16 protein-coding genes and 1 pseudogene are annotated in these 17,596 nt (G+C 69.0%); 16 read left to right on the top strand and 1 reads right to left on the bottom strand.

All coding sequences use genetic code 11. From position 1 onward, the window contains the following. Position 1 precedes the first annotated feature (1 nt). Genes AWB89_RS07290 through AWB89_RS07330 form a run of 9 tightly spaced genes read left to right on the top strand, consistent with a single transcriptional unit; the run spans position 2 to position 7,525 of the window. A complete protein-coding gene (locus AWB89_RS07290; protein ID WP_085172545.1) occupies positions 2-970 on the top strand; it encodes a zinc-binding dehydrogenase in 969 nt (322 codons plus the stop codon). Beyond that, complete coding sequence (locus AWB89_RS07295; RefSeq protein WP_085172547.1) at positions 967-1,707, top strand: HpcH/HpaI aldolase family protein; 741 nt, start codon at positions 967-969, stop codon at positions 1,705-1,707. The genes AWB89_RS07290 and AWB89_RS07295 overlap by 4 nt, the downstream gene beginning before the upstream one ends. Further along, entirely contained in the window at positions 1,704-2,102 is a 399-nt protein-coding gene (locus AWB89_RS07300) for a nuclear transport factor 2 family protein (RefSeq protein WP_085172549.1), read from the top strand. Before AWB89_RS07295 ends, AWB89_RS07300 begins: the two co-directional genes overlap by 4 nt. Then, positions 2,099-2,827 (top strand): SDR family NAD(P)-dependent oxidoreductase, encoded by a 729-nt coding sequence (locus tag AWB89_RS07305; RefSeq protein WP_085172551.1) that lies wholly within the window; start codon positions 2,099-2,101, stop codon positions 2,825-2,827. The genes AWB89_RS07300 and AWB89_RS07305 overlap by 4 nt, the downstream gene beginning before the upstream one ends. After that, positions 2,809-4,299 carry a flavin-containing monooxygenase gene (locus AWB89_RS07310; protein ID WP_174627815.1) on the top strand — a complete coding sequence of 497 codons (1,491 nt, stop codon included), beginning with the start codon at positions 2,809-2,811 and terminating at the stop codon, positions 4,297-4,299. Before AWB89_RS07305 ends, AWB89_RS07310 begins: the two co-directional genes overlap by 19 nt. Then, positions 4,296-5,237 (top strand): alpha/beta hydrolase, encoded by a 942-nt coding sequence (locus AWB89_RS07315; RefSeq protein ID WP_085172555.1) that lies wholly within the window; start codon positions 4,296-4,298, stop codon positions 5,235-5,237. The genes AWB89_RS07310 and AWB89_RS07315 overlap by 4 nt, the downstream gene beginning before the upstream one ends. Before the next feature lie 20 nt (positions 5,238-5,257). Further along, a complete protein-coding gene (locus AWB89_RS07320) occupies positions 5,258-6,565 on the top strand; it encodes a hydroxyacid-oxoacid transhydrogenase (protein ID WP_085172557.1) in 1,308 nt (435 codons plus the stop codon). A gap of 3 nt (positions 6,566-6,568) precedes the next feature. Beyond that, positions 6,569-7,024: an acyl-CoA thioesterase gene (locus AWB89_RS07325; protein ID WP_142282480.1), complete on the top strand. Its 456-nt coding sequence runs from the start codon at positions 6,569-6,571 to the stop codon at positions 7,022-7,024. Positions 7,025-7,084: 60 nt separating this feature from the next. Further along, positions 7,085-7,525, top strand: a complete 441-nt coding sequence (locus tag AWB89_RS07330; RefSeq protein ID WP_085098502.1) for an SRPBCC family protein — start codon at positions 7,085-7,087, stop codon at positions 7,523-7,525. Here AWB89_RS07330 and AWB89_RS07335 read toward each other — a convergent pair. Beyond that, the gene (locus AWB89_RS07335; RefSeq protein WP_085098506.1) at positions 7,522-8,226 is read right to left on the bottom strand and encodes a GntR family transcriptional regulator; all 705 of its coding nucleotides are present in this window, start codon (positions 8,224-8,226) and stop codon (positions 7,522-7,524) included. The two genes, AWB89_RS07330 and AWB89_RS07335, sit on opposite strands and share 4 nt — an antisense overlap. A gap of 138 nt (positions 8,227-8,364) precedes the next feature. Between AWB89_RS07335 and fadD5 the strand changes: the two are divergent. The 7 genes and pseudogenes from fadD5 (at position 8,365) to AWB89_RS07370 (ending at position 17,501) form a co-directional block, all read left to right on the top strand. Further along, positions 8,365-10,034: pseudogene (gene fadD5 / locus AWB89_RS07340) on the top strand (fatty-acid--CoA ligase FadD5). A gap of 159 nt (positions 10,035-10,193) precedes the next feature. After that, positions 10,194-11,048, top strand: a complete 855-nt coding sequence (locus tag AWB89_RS07345) for an MlaE family ABC transporter permease (RefSeq protein ID WP_085098512.1) — start codon at positions 10,194-10,196, stop codon at positions 11,046-11,048. Position 11,049: 1 nt separating this feature from the next. Next, on the top strand, positions 11,050-11,919 hold the full coding sequence (locus AWB89_RS07350; protein WP_085098515.1) for an MlaE family ABC transporter permease: 870 nt from the start codon (positions 11,050-11,052) through the stop codon (positions 11,917-11,919). A gap of 2 nt (positions 11,920-11,921) precedes the next feature. After that, a complete protein-coding gene (locus AWB89_RS07355) occupies positions 11,922-13,262 on the top strand; it encodes an MCE family protein (protein WP_085098518.1) in 1,341 nt (446 codons plus the stop codon). Continuing rightward, complete coding sequence (locus AWB89_RS07360) at positions 13,259-14,299, top strand: virulence factor Mce family protein (RefSeq protein WP_085172561.1); 1,041 nt, start codon at positions 13,259-13,261, stop codon at positions 14,297-14,299. The genes AWB89_RS07355 and AWB89_RS07360 overlap by 4 nt, the downstream gene beginning before the upstream one ends. Next, positions 14,296-15,885 carry a virulence factor Mce family protein gene (locus tag AWB89_RS07365; RefSeq protein WP_085172563.1) on the top strand — a complete coding sequence of 530 codons (1,590 nt, stop codon included), beginning with the start codon at positions 14,296-14,298 and terminating at the stop codon, positions 15,883-15,885. The genes AWB89_RS07360 and AWB89_RS07365 overlap by 4 nt, the downstream gene beginning before the upstream one ends. After that, entirely contained in the window at positions 15,882-17,501 is a 1,620-nt protein-coding gene (locus tag AWB89_RS07370; protein WP_085098528.1) for a virulence factor Mce family protein, read from the top strand. Before AWB89_RS07365 ends, AWB89_RS07370 begins: the two co-directional genes overlap by 4 nt. Positions 17,502-17,596 lie beyond the last annotated feature (95 nt).

The following is a 17,596-nucleotide window of genomic DNA, read 5'->3' on the forward strand; positions in this document are numbered from 1 at the left end:
CGTGTGGTCCTACCGGATCGTCGCGCCGTACCTGTTCGAGCGGACGTCGATCCCCGACAACACGGTCGAGCACCTGACCGACGGGCAAGTGCTGCTGCAGTTTTCGGCCGCCGGCGTGTGCGGCAGCGACCTGCCGGCCTTCCGCGGCAACCGAGGCCGGCTCCCGGGCGACGACGGACGCAGCGCCGCCGAGAAGGACGGCTTCCCGATCCACGAGGTGGCCGGCGAAGTCATCGCCAGCCGGCACCCCGACCACCGCGCCGGCGATCGCGTGGTCGGCTGGGCGTCCCGGTTCGACGGCCTGATGGAACGTGTGATCAGCGACGGCAACATGCTGACGCCGTACGACCCCGCGCTGAGCGCGGCGGAGGCGGTCGGCCTGCAGCCGCTGGCCTGCGTCCTGTACGCGTGCGAGCAGCTGCCGGACCTGTCCGGGCGGCACGTCGCGATCATCGGCCAGGGCTCGATCGGGCTGCTGTTCTCCTATGTCGCCAAGGCGGCCGGCGCCCGGCGCGTCACCGGGGTCGATCCCGTCGACCGCAGCGGCCACGCAACGGCTTTCGGGGTCGACGACCCGGTGCGGGCCACCAGCGACCGCTGGGTGAGCCAACTGGCCCCCGGCGACCGCGCCGACGTCGTCATCGAGGCGGTGGGGCACCAGGTGGCGACCCTGGGACACGCCATCGAGGCCGCCGCACCCGGCGCCACCGTCTTTTACTTCGGCGTGGCCGACGACGAGGCCTACCCGATTAACATGCGTCTGATGCTGCGCAACAACCTGACGCTGAAATCCGGTGTCACCCAGGAACGGCGACGCGTCCTGGACCTCGCCGCCAAGTTCGCCGACGAGCACCCCGGGCTGCTCCGCACCTATCTGACGCACACCTTTGGTGTCGACGACGTGCAGGCCGCATTCGACCTGGCCTGCCGGCCAGACCCCGACCGCATCAAGATCGCGATCGCGGGATGAGTGGCTTCGATCGCAACAACCCGGGCCCGATATGGGGCGGCTGGATCACCGGGCCGACGGAGCTCGCGCCGGAGGAATTCGCCCGGGCCGGTTACGACTACGTGGGTTTCGACGCCCAGCACGGCTACCTCGACGACGCCGACATCGCGCGCATGCTGCGCCGCATCGAGCACGTCCCGATCGGCACCGTGGTGCGGCTGCCCAACGCCGACGCGGCGCCGATCGGGCGGGTGCTGGACGCCGGCGCCGACGCCGTCGTCATCGCGATGATCGAGTCGGCGGATCAGGCCGCCGCCGCGGTGGCGGCCACCCGCCACCAGCCCCGGGGAATCCGCAGCTTCGGCCCGCTGCGTGCCAGCCTCGGCCACGACGCCGCCGCCCTGGAATCCCGCGTCAGCGTGTTCGCGATGATCGAGACGGCCGCGGCGCTGTCGGGCCTCAGCGAGATCTGCGCCGTCGAGGGCCTGGCCGGCCTGTATGTCGGGCCCGCCGATCTGGCCCTGTCGATGGGCGTGGATGTCGTTGGCGCAACCCAGCATCCGGCGATCATCGACGCCATCGCCCGCATCCACGCCGCCGCCACCACCGCGGGTCTGCTCACCGGCGTTCACGCGGGAAACGGCACGACGGGCCGCACGATGGCGAAGCTCGGATTCCGGATGATCACCCTGGCGGCCGAATCGCAGGCGCTGCGGCGCGGGGCCGCCGAGCATCTCCGCGAGGCGACCGGACAATGACCGACGAGCACACCGCGATCCGCGAGGTGATCGCCGCCTACGCGCTGGCCCTCGACGCCGGGGACATCGACCAGTGCGTGGCGCTGTTCCTCCCCGACGCCGAGTTCCTGGTCTACGGCCGGACTTTCGCGGGCCACGACGGCATCGCCCAGATGTTCCGGGACGCGCCGCGCGGGTTGCACCACACCGGAGTGTCGCGGATCGACGTCCGCGGCGACACCGCCACGGCCCGGTCGCAGGTGCTGTTCGTCAGGTCCGGTGACCTGCACCTGCGACCCGCCCTCTACGACGACGAGCTGGCGCTCACCGACGGGCGGTGGCGCTTTCGGCGCCGGCGGTGCCAGTTCGTCACCAGCCGCGGCCTGTCCGACACCCCCGAGGTCACGTCGTCATGAACCAACGCGTCGCGCTGGTGACCGGCGCCGCCGGCGGGCAGGGCTGGGCCATCGCCAAGCGGCTGCACGCGGACGGCTATTCGGTGGCCGCCTGCGACCGGCGCGCCGCCGAACTCGCCGCCGCGGTCGACGAACTCGGTGACGACGGCATGATCGGGATCGAGCTCGACGTCACCTCCCAGCCACAGTGGGAGGCGGCGGTCCGCGCGGTGGTCGAGCGCTTCGGCGGGCTGAGCGCGCTGGTCAACAACGCCGGCGTCCTGCACCGCGCCGCGCTGGCCGACGAGACCGCCGAGGGCTTCGAAAGCTCCTGGCGGGTCAACTGTTTCGGCGCGTTCCTCGGGATCCAAACGGTGCTGCCGCAGCTGCGCGCCGCCACGAACGCGGCCGTCGTCAACATCTGCAGCACCGGCGCCATCCGCCCCTTCCCGCGGCACAGCGCCTACGGTTCCGCCAAGTGGGCGCTGCGGGGCCTGACCCAGAACGCAGCCGCCGAACTCGCCCCGCTCGGCATCCGGGTCAACGCGGTGTTCCCGGGGCCCATCGCGACCCCGATGCTCGACGACGCCACCCAGCTGAGGCTCGCCGCGTCGTCGGCGTTCGGGCGGATCGGGCAACCGGGCGAGATCGCGGACGCGGTCGCATTTCTCGTCTCCGATGCGGCCTCGTTCATCACCGGCTCGGAGCTGGTCGTCGACGGTGGCCAATGCCTGCAGATCCGATGAGCCCGGGCCTGTCCGTCGGCATCATCGGTGCCGGACCGGGCGGCCTGGCGCTGGGGATCCTGCTCGCGCGGGCCGGCTTTCGTGACTTCACCATCTTCGACCGCGAGGACGACGTCGGCGGCACGTGGCGGATCAACACCTATCCGGGCCTGGCCTGCGACGTCAAGTCTCACCTGTACTCGTATTCGTTCGACCTGAACGCGCACTGGTCGCGGCTGTGGTCCGCGCAGCCCGAGATCCTCGAATACTTCGAGAGGTGCGCCGACAAGCACGGCCTGCGGCCACACCTGAAGCTGCGCACCGAAATCCGCTCCGCGCGTTGGGAAGAGGATGCCCAGCGTTGGTGCCTGACCACCGCGGACGGCCAACGCCACCGCTTCAACATCGTGGTCTCCGCCGTCGGCCTGTTCACCCGGCCGCTCCTCCCGGACCTGGTGGAGGAGGAGCCGTTCACCGGAACGGTGATGCACTCGTCGCGGTGGGATCACTCCGTCCCGCTCGAGGGCGCGCGGATCGCCGTGCTGGGCACCGGATCGACGGCCTCGCAGCTGGTGCCGGAACTGACCAAGGTGGCCGCCAAGGTGTACTCCGTGCAACGGTCGCCGACCTGGATACTGCCCAAGCCCGACCGGCATTACACGCGCCGGGAGCGCTGGATCTTCGCGCACGTTCCGTTCGCCAAGAAGCTGTACCGGACCCGGCTGTGGCTGCGCAGCGAGGCCAACATTTCGGTGATCGAGCACGGCAGCGAAAAGACCAAGGACTTCACCGCGCTCGCGCTCGGCCTGCTCGAGCGGACCGTCGCCGACGCGGAATTGCGCCGGAAGCTGACCCCGAACCATCCGATGGGCTGCAAGCGCCTGGTCTTCTCCTCGGACTTCCTGCCCGCCCTGACCCGGCCCAACGTCGAGGTGCTGGACAGCCCGGCCCGCTGCCTGCGCGCGCGCAGCCTGGTCACCGAGGACGGCACCGAACGCGATGTCGACGTCGTGGTGTGCGCCACCGGTTACGCCGCCGCCGATTACCTGGGTGAGCTGGACGTGTGCGGCGAGCGCGGCGTGACGCTGCGGGAGGTGTGGCGCGACGGGGCGCACGCGTATTTCGGCATGGCCGTTCCCGGCTTCCCGAACTTCTTCATGCTGTACGGGCCGAACACCAACGTCGGCTCCAACAGCGTGATCTTCATGCTGGAGGCCCAGGCCCGCTACATCGTGCGGGCGCTGAAATACCTGCGGCGCAAGAACAAAAGGTACATCGCGGTGCGGCCGGCCGCGCTGGGCGACTTCATGGCCAAGGTCGACCGGTGGATGGTCGGCACGGTGTGGACCACCCAGTGCAGCAACTACTTCCGCGCCGCCAACGGGCGCGTGGTGACCCAGTGGCCGCGCAGCGCGCGTACGTTCTGGGGGATGACGCGCAGATTCAAGCCCGCCGACTTCAGCTTCCGGGCCGAGGGCGCGGGCCCTCGATGACCGAGCTGGACGGGTTCGGGCGCCTGCATCCCGCGCTGCGAGCCGTCGCGACGACGCGAACCGACTTCTCGCCGGAGGCGATCCGGCTCATGCGCGAACCGTTCAACGAGCGCCGCCGGGCGGCCGCCGAACAGACCGACGCCCAGGGCGTCCGGATCGTCGACGACACCGTGGCGGCCGGGTCCGGCGCCGTCGCCGTGCGGATCTACCACGGCGCGCCGGAGAGTCCGGCCCCCGTTCTGGTGTACTGCCACGCCGGGGGGTTCGCGCTCGGCAACCTCGACACCGATCACCGGCAGTGCGTGGAACTCGCGCGCCGGGGCCGCTGCACGGTGGTCTCGGTCGACTACCGGCTGGCGCCCGAGCACCCGTTTCCCGCGGCTCTCGACGACGCGGTCGCCGTGTTGCGCTGGGTGGCGGCCAACGCGGCGGAACTGGGCGTCGACCCGGCGCGCCTGGCCGTCGGGGGCAGCAGCGCCGGGGCCGCCCTGGCCGCGTGCCTGGCGCACGGCGCCGCCGACGGCTCGCTGCCGGCGGTGGCGTTCCAGCTGCTGCACCAGCCGGTGCTGGACGATCGAGAGACCGCGTCGAAGGCCGAGTTCTGCGCCAGCCCGGCCTTCGACGGCGAGGCGGCCGAGCAGATGTGGCGGTACTACCTCGGCCCCGACAGCGGGGTCGCGCCCGCGGCCGTGCCCGCCCGTCGGGGCGAATTCGGCGGTCTGCCACCGGCTTTGATCACCTGCGCGGAGATAGACCCGTTCCGCGACGAGGCGGTCGACTACGCGGTGGCGCTGCTGCGCGCCGGGGTCTCCGCCGAACTGCACGTGTTTCCGCGCGCCTGCCACGGGTTCGATTCGCTGCTGCCCGACTGGTCCGATTCCCAGCGGCTGTTCACCCTGCAGGGCGACGCCTTGGCGAGGGCCTTCGGCTCTCGTTGAACGCCCGAGATAATGGCGCCATGGCGTGCTGCGAATACCCCACCCCCGACCAGGACTGCGACGGCGCCTTCACCATCGACGCGTCGCGGGTGACCTTCGGGCGGGGTTGCCTGGCGGAGGTCGGTGACCGGGCCGGCGCCCTGGGGCTGCGGCGGGTGGCGCTGTTCTCCGACGCCGCCGTCGCCGGACTGCCCATCTTCGCCAAGACGCGCGATTCGTTGGTGGCGGCCGGGTTGGACGTCGTCGCCTATACCGACGTCCACGTCGAGCCCACCGACGCGTCGTTCAAGGACGCGGCGCGGTTCGCGCAGGACTGCAACCCCGACGGCTACGTATCGCTGGGCGGGGGGTCGGTCATCGACACCTGCAAGGCCGCCAACCTGTACGCCACCCACCCCGCCGACTTTCTCGCCTACGTCAACAAGCCGGTCGGCGAGGGCCAGCCCGTCCCCGGCCCGCTCAAGCCACATATCGCCTGCCCGACCACGGCGGGCACCGGCAGCGAGGTCACCGGCATCGCGATCTTCGACCTCGTCTCGATGTCGGCCAAGACCGGCATCGCTTCGCATGCGCTGCGTCCGACCGAGGCGCTGGTCGACCCCGACTGCACCGCGACCCTGCCCCGCGAGGTCGTCGCCGCGGCGGGCCTCGATGTGCTGTCGCACGCGTTGGAGTCCTACACCGCCCGGCCCTATGTGCGGCGGCGCGCCGCCGAACGCCCCAGCCTGCGACCCATGAGCCAGGGCGCCAATCCGTGGAGCGATCTCGGCTGCCGCGAGGCGCTGCGCGTGCTGGGCCAGTTTTTGGAGCGCGCCGTCGACGACGCCTCCGACGCCGAGGCACGCGAAGAGATGATGTGGGCGGCCACGCTGGCGGGCATCGCGTTCGGCAACGCGGGCGTTCATGCACCGCACGGCATGGCCTACGCGGTGGCCGGGCTGGTCCGCGACTTCCGCCCCTCGGGCTACCCGGCCGAGGAGCCGCTCGTGCCGCATGGCATGGCCGTCATCCTCAACGCGCCGTCGTCGTTCCGCTTCACGGCTGAGGTCAGCCCCGAGCGGCACCTGGAGGGCGCCCGGCTGCTCGGCGCCGACACGCGGGGCGCCGGCGCGACCGACGCGGGCGAGGTGCTCGCCGCCGAACTCATCCGCATCATGCGGGCCGTGGGCATGCCCAACGGGCTCGGTGGCGTGGGCTACACCGACGACGACGTGGCGGCCCTGACCGAGGGGGCCCACCCGCAGCAGCGCCTGTTGCAGAACGCGCCGCGCGAAATGAGCAAACCGGTTCTGGCGGACCTGTTTCGGCAAGCGTTGCGGTACTGGTAGAGCATGAGCTCAACTCCGTCGGACGACCTGACCAGCGCCGACTTCCCGGTGCTGTGGCCGGTGGGCACGCGCTGGGCCGACAACGACATGTTCGGCCACCTCAACAACGCGGTCTACTACCAGCTGTTCGACACCGCGATCAACGGGTGGATCAATACGACCACCGGGCTCGACCCGCTACGCACGCCCGCGCTCGGCATCGTCGCCGAATCCGGCTGCCGCTACTTCTCCGAGCTGCATTTCCCGCAAGCCCTCACGGTCGGACTCGCGGTGACGCGCCTGGGCCGCAGCAGCGTCACCTACCGGCTCGGCGTCTTTCGCGGCGGCGACGCCGAACCTCGACCGACCACCGCGCTCGGGCACTGGGTGCACGTCTACGTCGACCGGACCAGCCGCAAACCGGTGCCGATCCCGGACGCCATCCGCGCGCTGCTGGCCACGGCCTGCGTGGACCGCTGAGCCCGAAAAGCGCTCGGGGCGGCCGATTTCGGCACGCGCGCGCCCCGCTATGCTTCGCCAATGCCAGTTCTGAGCAAGACCGTCGAGGTCAGCGCCAACGCCGCGTCGATCATGGGGATCGTCGCCGACTTCGAGCGCTATCCGGAATGGAACGAGGAGATCAAGGGCCTGTGGGTGCTCGCCCGCTACGACGACGGGCGCCCCAGCCAGGTCCGGCTGGATGCCGATTACCAGGGCATGCAGGCCACGTTCATCCAGGCGGTCTACTACCCGGGGGAAAACCAGATCCAGACGGTCCTGCAGCAGGGCGACCTGTTCTCCAAGCAGGAGCAGCTGTTCAGCGTCGTGGAAACCGGGGCGGCCAGCCTGCTGACGGTGGACATGGACGTCGAGACCACCCTGCCGGTGCCCGCGCCGATGGTGAAGTCGCTCGCCGGCAACGTGCTCGACCACCTCGCGGAGAACCTGAAGCAGCGCGCCGAGCAGCTCGGCGCCGGCTAGTCACCGGCCCCTTCGAAGATTCCGCTGCGGTCCAGCATTTCGTTCAGGCGGTTCGCCGCGTCGGTGAACTGCCAGACGGTGTGCTCGATGACCGCGGCGGCGTCATGCCGGCGCAGCGCGGCCACCAACTGCCGGTGGTTTTCGACCGCGTCCGTCCCCCATTTCGGATCCGCGGCATAGACGAGCACCGGCATGTAGCGCGCGGCGTTGAGCAGGAACCACGCCAACTTGATCCGGCCGCTGGCCTGGTTGAAGACGCGGTGGAAGGCGAACTCGATGCCCGCGATGGTCTCGGCATCGCTGGAGCCGACGGCGGCTTCGAGCGCGTTGTTGATGCGCTCCAGCTCGTCGATCTCGGCGTCGGTGATGTGGTCGGTGGCCGCGGCGGCCAGCTCCGTGGCGATCGTCGCCTGCAGCCAGAAGATGTCCTGGATGTCCTGGCGGCTCAGCGGCAGCACCACGTGACCGCGGTGCGGCTCCAGCTGCACCATGCCCTCGCCGCGCAGCTTCAGCAGCGCCTCGCGCACCGGCGTGACGCTGACCCCGAGCTCGGCGGCGGTCTCGTCGAGCCGGATGAAGGTGCCGGGGCGCAGCGCCCCCGACATGATCGCCGCCCGCAGGTGGCCCGCGACCTCGTCGGAGAGCTGCGCCCGACGCAGTGGGCGCCGGGCCCTCGGCTGCATAGATGTCGGTGCGTTCACGCGGACTGCCAGGGGTTTCGCCGGGTTGGCGGGTCTTGTCTTTGCGGCACTAAAGCCATAGTGTGACCCACACAACACTATGTTTTATCAAATATCAACCTGGCGCAAGCGGTGCGAGAGGTGAAGGGGAGGCGGTAGTTGACCGCGCAACTGGCCAGCCATCTGACGCAGGCAACCGAGCAGCCATACCTGGCCCGGCGGCAGAACTGGTGCAACCAACTCGAGCGGCACGCGCTGATGCAACCCGACGCGACGGCGCTGCGGTTCTTGGGGAACACGGTCACCTGGGGCGGGCTGTACCGCCGGGTCTCGGCGCTGGCCGATGCGTTGAGCCGCCGCGGAGTCGGCTTCGGCGACCGGGTCATGATCCTGATGCTCAACCGCACCGAGTTCGTCGAGGCGGTGCTGGCCGCCAACGCTCTCGGCGCCATCGCCGTCCCGCTGAACTTCCGGCTCACCTCGGCCGAGATCGTCTTCCTGGTCGAGGACTGCGAAGCGCGCGTACTGATCACCGAATCGGTGCTGGCCCCGGTGGCCACCGGCGTGCGCGACATCCAGCCGATGATCGACACCATCGTCGTGGCCGGATCGGCGACCGACGACAGCGTCTTCGGCTACGAGGACCTCATCAACGAGCCCGGCGATCCGCACCCACCCGTCGACATCCCGAACGACTCACCGGCGCTGATCATGTACACCTCGGGCACCACCGGCCGGCCCAAGGGCGCGGTGCTGACCCACGCCAACCTGACCGGCCAGACGATGACCGGGCTCTACACCAACGGCGCAGATATAAGTAGCGACGTCGGTTTCATCGGTGTCCCGTTCTTCCACATCGCCGGGATCGGCAACATGCTCACCAGCATGCTGCTCGGCATCCCCACGGTGATCTATCCGCTGGGGGCGTTCGACCCCGGTCAACTGCTCGACGTGCTGGCGGCGGAGAAGGTCACCGGCCTGTTCCTGGTCCCCGCGCAGTGGCAGGCGGTGTGCGCCGAGCAGCGGGCGCGCCCGCGCGAGCTGAGGCTGCGGGTGATGTCGTGGGGGGCCGCCCCGGCGCCGGACGCGTTGCTGCGCGAGATGTCGGCAACCTTCCCCGGCACCCAGATCCTGGCGGCGTTCGGCCAGACGGAGATGTCGCCGGTCACCTGCATGCTGCTCGGCGAGGACGCGATCCGTAAGCGCGGCTCGGTGGGCAAGGTGATCCCCACGGTCGCCGCACGCGTGGTCGACGAGAACATGAACGACGTGCCGGTCGGCGAGGTGGGCGAGATCGTCTACCGCGCACCGACATTGATGAGCGGCTACTGGAACAACCCGGAGGCCACGGCGGAGGCGTTCGCCGGCGGTTGGTTCCACTCCGGCGACCTGGTCCGGATGGATGAGGACGGCTACGTCTGGGTGGTCGACCGCAAGAAGGACATGATCATCTCCGGCGGAGAGAACATCTACTGCGCGGAGGTCGAGAACGTTCTCGCCGGACATCCCCAGATCGTCGAGGTTGCCGTCATCGGCCGGGCCCACGAGAAGTGGGGCGAGGTGCCGATCGCGGTCGCGGCCGTCGCCGGCGAGGAGTTGCGGCTCGAAGAACTGCACGGGTATCTGGCCGAGCGGCTGGCCCGCTACAAGCATCCGAAGGCGCTCGAGATCGTCGATGCGCTGCCCCGCAACCCGGCCGGAAAGGTCCTCAAGACTGAGCTGAGGGTGCGTTACGGGGCCGCCACCATAACCGAAAGCGCTTCTGCGGCAAGGGATTTGGAGAGCGGAGAGGGAGATTGACGGAAACTGTAACGTTTGCCCGCTGTTGACGAAGGGTTAATTGTGCGCATGCAGTTCACACGGTCTCGGCCATCGGGTACATTCCTGTGGTCTCCGTTACTACTTGCGGGTAGGGAGCCGATGGTCACAGACGACGAAGGGTTCGGGCGAGGTGGGGGCGTCCCCAGCCCCGTCGGGGCTAGGGGGGAATGCGTGCGGGCTCGCGGTGGCGAGGGGAGGGGGCAGCGGTGACTTCGACGACGGAGAGTCGGCGGGGCCCCTACCTGGTCGGCTACCTGCGCGACCAATTGGAGACGCCGCTGACCCTGATCGGCGGATTCTTCCGGATGTGCGTCCTGACCGGAAAAGCGCTGTTCCGCTGGCCTTTCCAATGGCGCGAGTTCATCCTGCAGTGCTGGTTCATCATGCGGGTGGCGTTCCTGCCGACCATCATGGTGTCGATCCCGCTGACGGTTCTGCTGATCTTCACCCTCAACGTGCTGCTGGCCCAGTTCGGCGCGGCCGACCTGTCCGGCGCGGGCGCCGCCATCGGCGCGGTCACCCAGCTGGGCCCGCTGACCACGGTGCTCGTGGTGGCCGGCGCCGGCTCGACGGCCATCTGCGCGGACCTCGGCGCCCGCACCATCCGCGAGGAGATCGACGCGATGGAAGTGCTCGGCATCGACCCGATCCACCGGCTGGTGGTGCCCCGGGTGATCGCCGCGACCCTGGTCGCCACGCTGCTCAACGGCCTCGTCATCACCGTCGGCCTGGTGGGCGGCTACCTCTTCGGCGTGTACCTGCAGAACGTGTCGGGCGGGGCCTACCTCGCCACCCTGACCACCATCACCGGCCTGCCCGAGGTCATCATCGCCACGGTCAAGGCCGCCACGTTCGGCCTGATCGCCGGCCTGGTCGGCTGCTTCCGCGGGCTGACCGTGCGCGGCGGGTCCAAGGGGCTGGGGACCGCCGTCAACGAAACCGTGGTGCTGTGCGTGGTCGCGCTGTACGCGGTCAACGTGGTCCTGACCACCATCGGTGTGCGTTTCGGAACGGGGCGCTGACATGTCGACCGGCACCGTTCTGCGCTCCCGCTTCCCGCGGGCGGCCGAAAACCTCAACCGCTACGGCGGTGCCCTCGGCCGCGGGATCGACGACATCGGGCAGATGGCCTGGTTCGGCGCGGTCGCCCTCGGACACATCCCGCACGCGCTGCGCAACTACCGCAAGGAGACCCTGCGGCTGATCGCGCAGATCGGCATGGGCACCGGCGCGATGGCCGTCGTCGGCGGCACCGTCGCCATCGTCGGTTTCGTGACCCTGTCGGGTAGCTCCCTGGTCGCCATCCAGGGGTTCGCGTCCCTGGGCAACATCGGCGTCGAGGCGTTCACCGGATTCTTCGCCGCGCTGATCAACGTGCGCATCGCCGCACCCGTCGTGACCGGCATCTCGATGGCCGCCACCGTCGGGGCCGGCGCCACCGCCGAGCTGGGCGCCATGCGGATCAGCGAAGAGATCGACGCCCTCGAGGTGATGGGTATCAAGTCGATTTCGTTCCTGGCCACCACCCGCATCATGGCCGGCCTGGTGGTGATCATCCCGCTCTACTCGCTGGCCATGATCATGTCGTTCCTGTCGCCGCAGATCACCACCACCGTGATCTACGGGCAGTCCCACGGCACCTACGAGCACTACTTCCGGACCTTCCTGCGCCCCGACGACGTGTTCTGGTCCTTCGTGGAGGCCATCCTCATCACCGCCGTCGTGATGATCACGCACTGCTTCTACGGGTACAACGCCGGCGGTGGGCCCGTCGGCGTCGGCGAGGCCGTGGGCCGATCGATGCGTTTCTCGCTGGTGTCGGTGCAGGTCGTCGTGTTGGCCGCAGCGTTGGCGCTCTACGGCGTCAACCCGAACTTCGCTTTAACGGTGTAGCCATGACGTCACCCGCCGGAAAGATCAACGCCCCCCGCAACCCGCCGTACAAGCTGGCCGGGGTCGCCATGCTCGTCGCCGCCGCGGTGGCTCTCGTCTTGGTCTACGGGCAGTTCCGCGGCGACTTCACCAAGAAGGAACACCTGACGATGGTGGCCTCCCGGGCCGGGCTCGTCATGGATCCGGGCTCCAAGGTGACCTACAACGGGGTGGAGATCGGCCGGGTCGCCAACATCTCCGAGATCGTGAAGGACGGCAAGCCGGCGGCCAAGTTCAGCCTCGACGTGTACCCGCGCTACCTCAAGCTGATCCCGTCGAACGTGAACGCCGACATCAAGGCGACGACGGTGTTCGGTGGCAAGTACGTGTCGTTGACGACGCCGAAAAACCCGTCCCCGCAACGGATTACGCCGCAGACCGTGATCGACGCCAGGTCGGTGACGACGGAGATCAACACGCTGTTCCAGACCATCACCGAGATCGCGCAGCAGGTGGACCCGGTCAAGCTGAACCTGACGCTGAGCGCCGCCGCCCAGGCGCTGACCGGGTTGGGTGATCGGTTCGGTCAGTCGGTCGTCAACGCCAACGCGATCCTCGACGACGTCAACCCGCAGATGCCGCAGGCCCGCCACGACATCCAGCAGCTCGCCGGTCTGGGTGACACCTACGCCAACGCCGCGCCGGACCTGTTCGACTTCCTCAACAACGCGGTCGTCACGTCGCGCACGATCAACGCGCAGCAGAAGGATCTCGACCAGGCGTTGCTGTCCGCGGCCGGCTTCGGCAACACCGGCGCGGACATCTTCGAGAGAGGCGGGCCGTACCTGGCGCGCGGGGCCAAGGACCTGGTGCCCACGGCCCAGCTGCTGGACACCTACAGCCCGGAGCTGTTCTGCACCGTCCGCAACTACCACGACATCGAGCCCACGGCCCGGTCGTTCCTCGGCGGCAACGGCTATTCGCTCAACGCCGACACGAAGGTGCTGTCCGGGCTGGGCTTGTTGCTCAACCCGCTGTCGGCTGTGACCCTCGTGGGCCTGATCGGAATCTTCGCGCTGCCCACCCAGGGACTTGCGGGCCTGGGGAACATCGCCACCCTGATCGGCGGGGCGCCGAACCCGTACGTGTGGCCCGAGAACCTGCCGCGCGTGAACGCGCGCGGCGGCCCCGGCGGTGCGCCGGGTTGCTGGCAGCACATCACGCACGACCTCTGGCCCGCGCCTGAGCTGGTGATGGACTCGGGCAACAGCATCGCGCCGTACAACCACCTCGACACCGGTTCCCCGTACGCGATCGAGTACGTCTGGGGCCGCCAAGTAGGGGACAACACGATCAACCCATGAAAATCACCGGAACCATCGTCCGACTCAGCATCTTCTCCCTGGTGCTGCTGATCTTCACTGTGATGATCATCGTCGTGTTCGGTCAGATGCGCTTTGACCGCACCTACGGGTACTCCGCGGAGTTCACCAACATCAGCGGCCTGCGGCAGGGCCAATTCGTCCGGGCCTCGGGCGTGGAGATCGGCAAGGTCAGCTCGGTCGAGCTGGTCGACGGCGGCCGGCGCGCGCGGGTGAATTTCAGCGTCGACCGTTCGATCCCGCTGTACCAGTCGACGACGGCGCAGATCCGCTACCTCGACCTGATCGGCAACCGGTACCTGGAGCTCAAGCGCGGCGAGGGCGAAGGCGCCGACAAGGTCCTGCCCCCGGGCGGCTTCATCCCCGTGTCCCGGACGTCGCCGGCGCTCGACCTCGACGCGCTGATCGGCGGCTTCAAGCCGCTGTTTCGGGCGCTGGACCCGCAGAAGGTCAACACCATCGCGACGGCGCTGATCACGGTGTTCCAGGGTCAGGGCGGCACCATCAACGACATCCTCGACAACACCGCGCAGCTGACGTCCCAGCTCGGGCAGCGCGACCAGGCGATCGGTGAGGTGATCAAGAACCTGAACGTCGTCCTGGACACGACGGTCCGGCATCGCCAGCAATTCGATCAGACGGTGAACAACCTCGAGGTGCTGATCACGGGGCTGAAGAACCACGCCGAGCCGCTGGCCGGCGGGACCGCGCACATCAGCAACGCCGCCGGGACGGTGGCCGACCTGCTGGCCGAGGACCGCGGGTTGCTGCACAGCACCCTGAACTACCTCGACGCCGTCCAGCAGCCCCTCATCGATCAGCGCGAGCAGCTGAACGACTTCATCCACAAGGTGCCGACCGCGCTGAACATGATCGGGCGCACCATCGGTTCCTACGGCGACTTCGTCAACTTCTACGCCTGCGACATCACCCTCAAGATCAACGGGTTGCAGGCCGGTGGTCCGGTGCGGACGGTCAAGCTCTTCAACCAGCCGACGGGTAGGTGCACGCCGCAATGAGGACGCTGGAGCCTCCCAACCGGATGCGCATCGGCCTGATGGGCATCATCGTGACGCTGCTCGTCATCGGCGTCGGCCAAAGCTTCACGAGCGTGCCCATGCTGATGGCCAAGCCGCACTACTACGGGCAGTTCACCGACACCGGCGGCCTCAGCAAAGGCGACAAGGTCCGCATCGCCGGCATGGACGTCGGCAAGGTGGAAAGCCTCAAGATCGACGGCGACCACATTCTGATCAAGTTCAATCTCGGGTCCCAACGGATCGGCACCGAGAGCCGGCTGGCGATCAAGACCGACACCATCCTCGGCAAGAAGGTCCTCGAGATCGAGAACCGGGGCAGCCAGACGCTGCGGCCCGGGGACTCGTTGCCGATCGGCCAGAGCACGACGCCCTACCAGATTTACGACGCGTTCTTCGACGTGACCAAGGCCGCGCAGGGTTGGGACATCGACACGGTCAAGCAGTCGCTGCACGTGCTGTCGGAGACGATCGACCAGACCTACCCGCACCTGAGCGCCGCGCTGGACGGCGTGGCCAAGTTCTCCGACACGATCGGCAAGCGCGACGAGCAGGTCAAGCACTTGCTCGGGCAGGCCAACCAGGTGGCCAGCATCCTGGGGGATCGCAGCGAGCAGATCGACCGGCTGCTGGTGAACGCGAAGGTGTTGCTGGCCGCGTTCAACGAGCGCGGCCAGGCGATCAACGCGCTGCTGAGCAACATCGCCGCCTTCTCCGAGCAGGTCAAGGGGTTCATCAACGACAACCCCAACCTCAACCACGTGCTGGAGCAGCTGCGCACGGTCAGCGACATCCTGGTCCAGCGCAAGGACGACCTCGCCGCCGGTTTCACCGAGGTCGGCAAATTCCTGCCATCGCTGAACGAGGCCATCGCGTCGGGACCGTTCTTCAAGGTGGTGCTGCACAACCTGTTCCCCGGTCAGATCGTGCAGCCGTTCATCGACGCCGCGTTCAAGAAGCGCGGCATTGACCCCGAAAACTTCTGGCGCAGCGCCGGTCTGCCGGAATTCCGGTGGCCCGACCCGAACGGCACCCGGTTGCCCAACGGCGCGCCGCCGCCGGCGCCGCCGGTGCTGGAGGGCACGCCCGATCACCCCGGCCCGGCAGTCCCGCCCGGTTCGCCCTGCTCGTACACGCCGGCCAACCCCGGCGGCAACGTCACCGTCGGCGACGAGGGCCTGCCGCGGCCGTGGAACCCGTTGCCGTGCGCGGGCGCGAGCATCGGCCCCTTCGGGGGCGTGAACTTCCCGGCGCCCGTCGACGTCGCGACGTCGCCGCCGAACCCCGACGGCCTGCCACCGACCCCGGGCATCAACATCGCCGGGCGGCCGGGTGACCCGCCGCCCAACGTCCCGGGCACGCCGGTGCCGCTGCCGACTCAGGCGCCGCCGGGCGCGCGCACCGAGAACCTGGGACCGGCCGGCCCGACGCCGCCCCCGTCGACGTTCGCGCCGGCCCTGCCGCCCGGACCGCCGGCACCGCCCGGGCCGGGGAACCAGCTGCCGGCACCGTTCATCAACCCCGGCGGCACGGGAGGTAGCGGCATCACGGGAGGTAGCCAGAATTGAGCACCATCTTTGATGTCCGCAACATCCGGCTGCCGAAGATGTCCCGGACGTCGGTGATCATCGGGTCGCTCGTGATCGTGCTGGCGTTGGTGCTGGCGTTCGTCGGCTGGCGGCTGTACCAGAAGCTGACGAATAACACCGTCGTCGCCTACTTCCCGGCCGCCAACGCGTTGTACCCGGGCGACAAGGTTCAGATCATGGGCTTGCGGGTGGGCACGATCGACAAGATCGAGCCGGCCGGCGACAAGATGCGGGTCACCTTCCACTACGAGAACAAGTACAAGGTGCCCGCCAACGCGTCGGCGGTGATCCTCAACCCGACCCTGGTGGCGTCGCGCGCGATCCAGCTGGAGCCGGCCTACAAGGGCGGCCCGGTGCTGGCCGACAACGCGGTGATCCCCGAAGAGCGCACCCAGGTGCCGGTGGAGTGGGACACCCTGCGCAACAGCATCACCAACATCATCTCCAAGCTCGGCCCGACGCCCGAGCAGCCGAAGGGCCCGTTCGGTGAGGTCATCGAGTCCTACGCGAACGGGCTGGCCGGCAAGGGCAAGCAGATCAACACCACGCTGAACAGCCTGTCGCAGGCGTTGACCGCGCTCAACGAGGGCCGCGGCGACTTCTTCGCGGTGGTGCGCAGCCTCGCGTTATTCGTCAACGCCCTGCACCAGGACGATCAGCAGTTCGTCGCGCTGAACCAGAACCTGGCCGACGTCACCGGCCGGCTCGCCAGCTCCGACGGCGCCCTGGCCGACGCGATCTCGCAGTTCGACAGCCTGCTCTCCACCGTGCGGCCCTGGCTGGACCAGAACCGCGAGGTGCTGACACACGACGTCAACAACCTGGCGACGGCGACGAACGCGCTGTTGCAACCCGATCCGCTGAACGGTCTGGAGACCGCCCTGCACGTCCTGCCGACGGCCGCGGCGAACATCAACCAGATCTACCACCCGACGCACGGGTCGGTGGTGGCCGTCCCGGCGATCACCAACTTCGCCAACCCGATGCAGTTCATCTGCAGCTCGATCCAGGCCGGCAGCCGGCTGGGTTACCAGGAGTCCGCCGAGCTGTGCGCGCAATACCTGGCGCCGATCCTCGACGCGATCAAGTTCAACTACTTGCCGTTCGGCCTCAACATCGCCAGCACGGCCGAGACGCTGCCCAAGGATGTCGCCTACTCCGAGCCTCGCCTGCATCCGCCGGACGGATATAAGGACACCACCGTCCCGGGCATCTGGTCACCGGATACGCCGACGTCGCACCGCAACACCCAGCACGGGTGGATTGTGGCCCCCGGCATGCAGGGGCAGCAGGTGGGACCGATCACGCAGGGCCTCATGACGCCCGAGTCGCTTGCCGAACTGATGGGTGGGCCCAACATTCCGCCCGTGCAGTCGACCCTGCAGACCCCGCCCGGGCCGCCGAACGCCTACGACGAGGGCCCCTCGCCGGTGATCGGTCAAAACCCGCCGCAGGTGCCGATACCCCCGCCGCCGCCGGGGCCGGAGGTGGCCCCCGGCCCGGTCGCTCCGACGCCCGCGCCGGTCGGGGCGCCGGCCCCCAACGCCGGTGGGCCGGCGGCGCCCGCCGCGGCTGACCTAGGGGGTGGCCAGTGAGGCGCGTGACGAGCGCGGTACCCGCGAGGAGCAAGCCGAACAATGGGCCAGTGAGGCCCGTGACGAGCGCGGTACGCGCGAGGAGCAAGCCGAAC

This window comes from Mycobacterium paraense, from assembly GCF_002101815.1.
In the GTDB taxonomy this organism is placed as follows: Bacteria; Actinomycetota; Actinomycetes; order Mycobacteriales; family Mycobacteriaceae; genus Mycobacterium; species Mycobacterium paraense.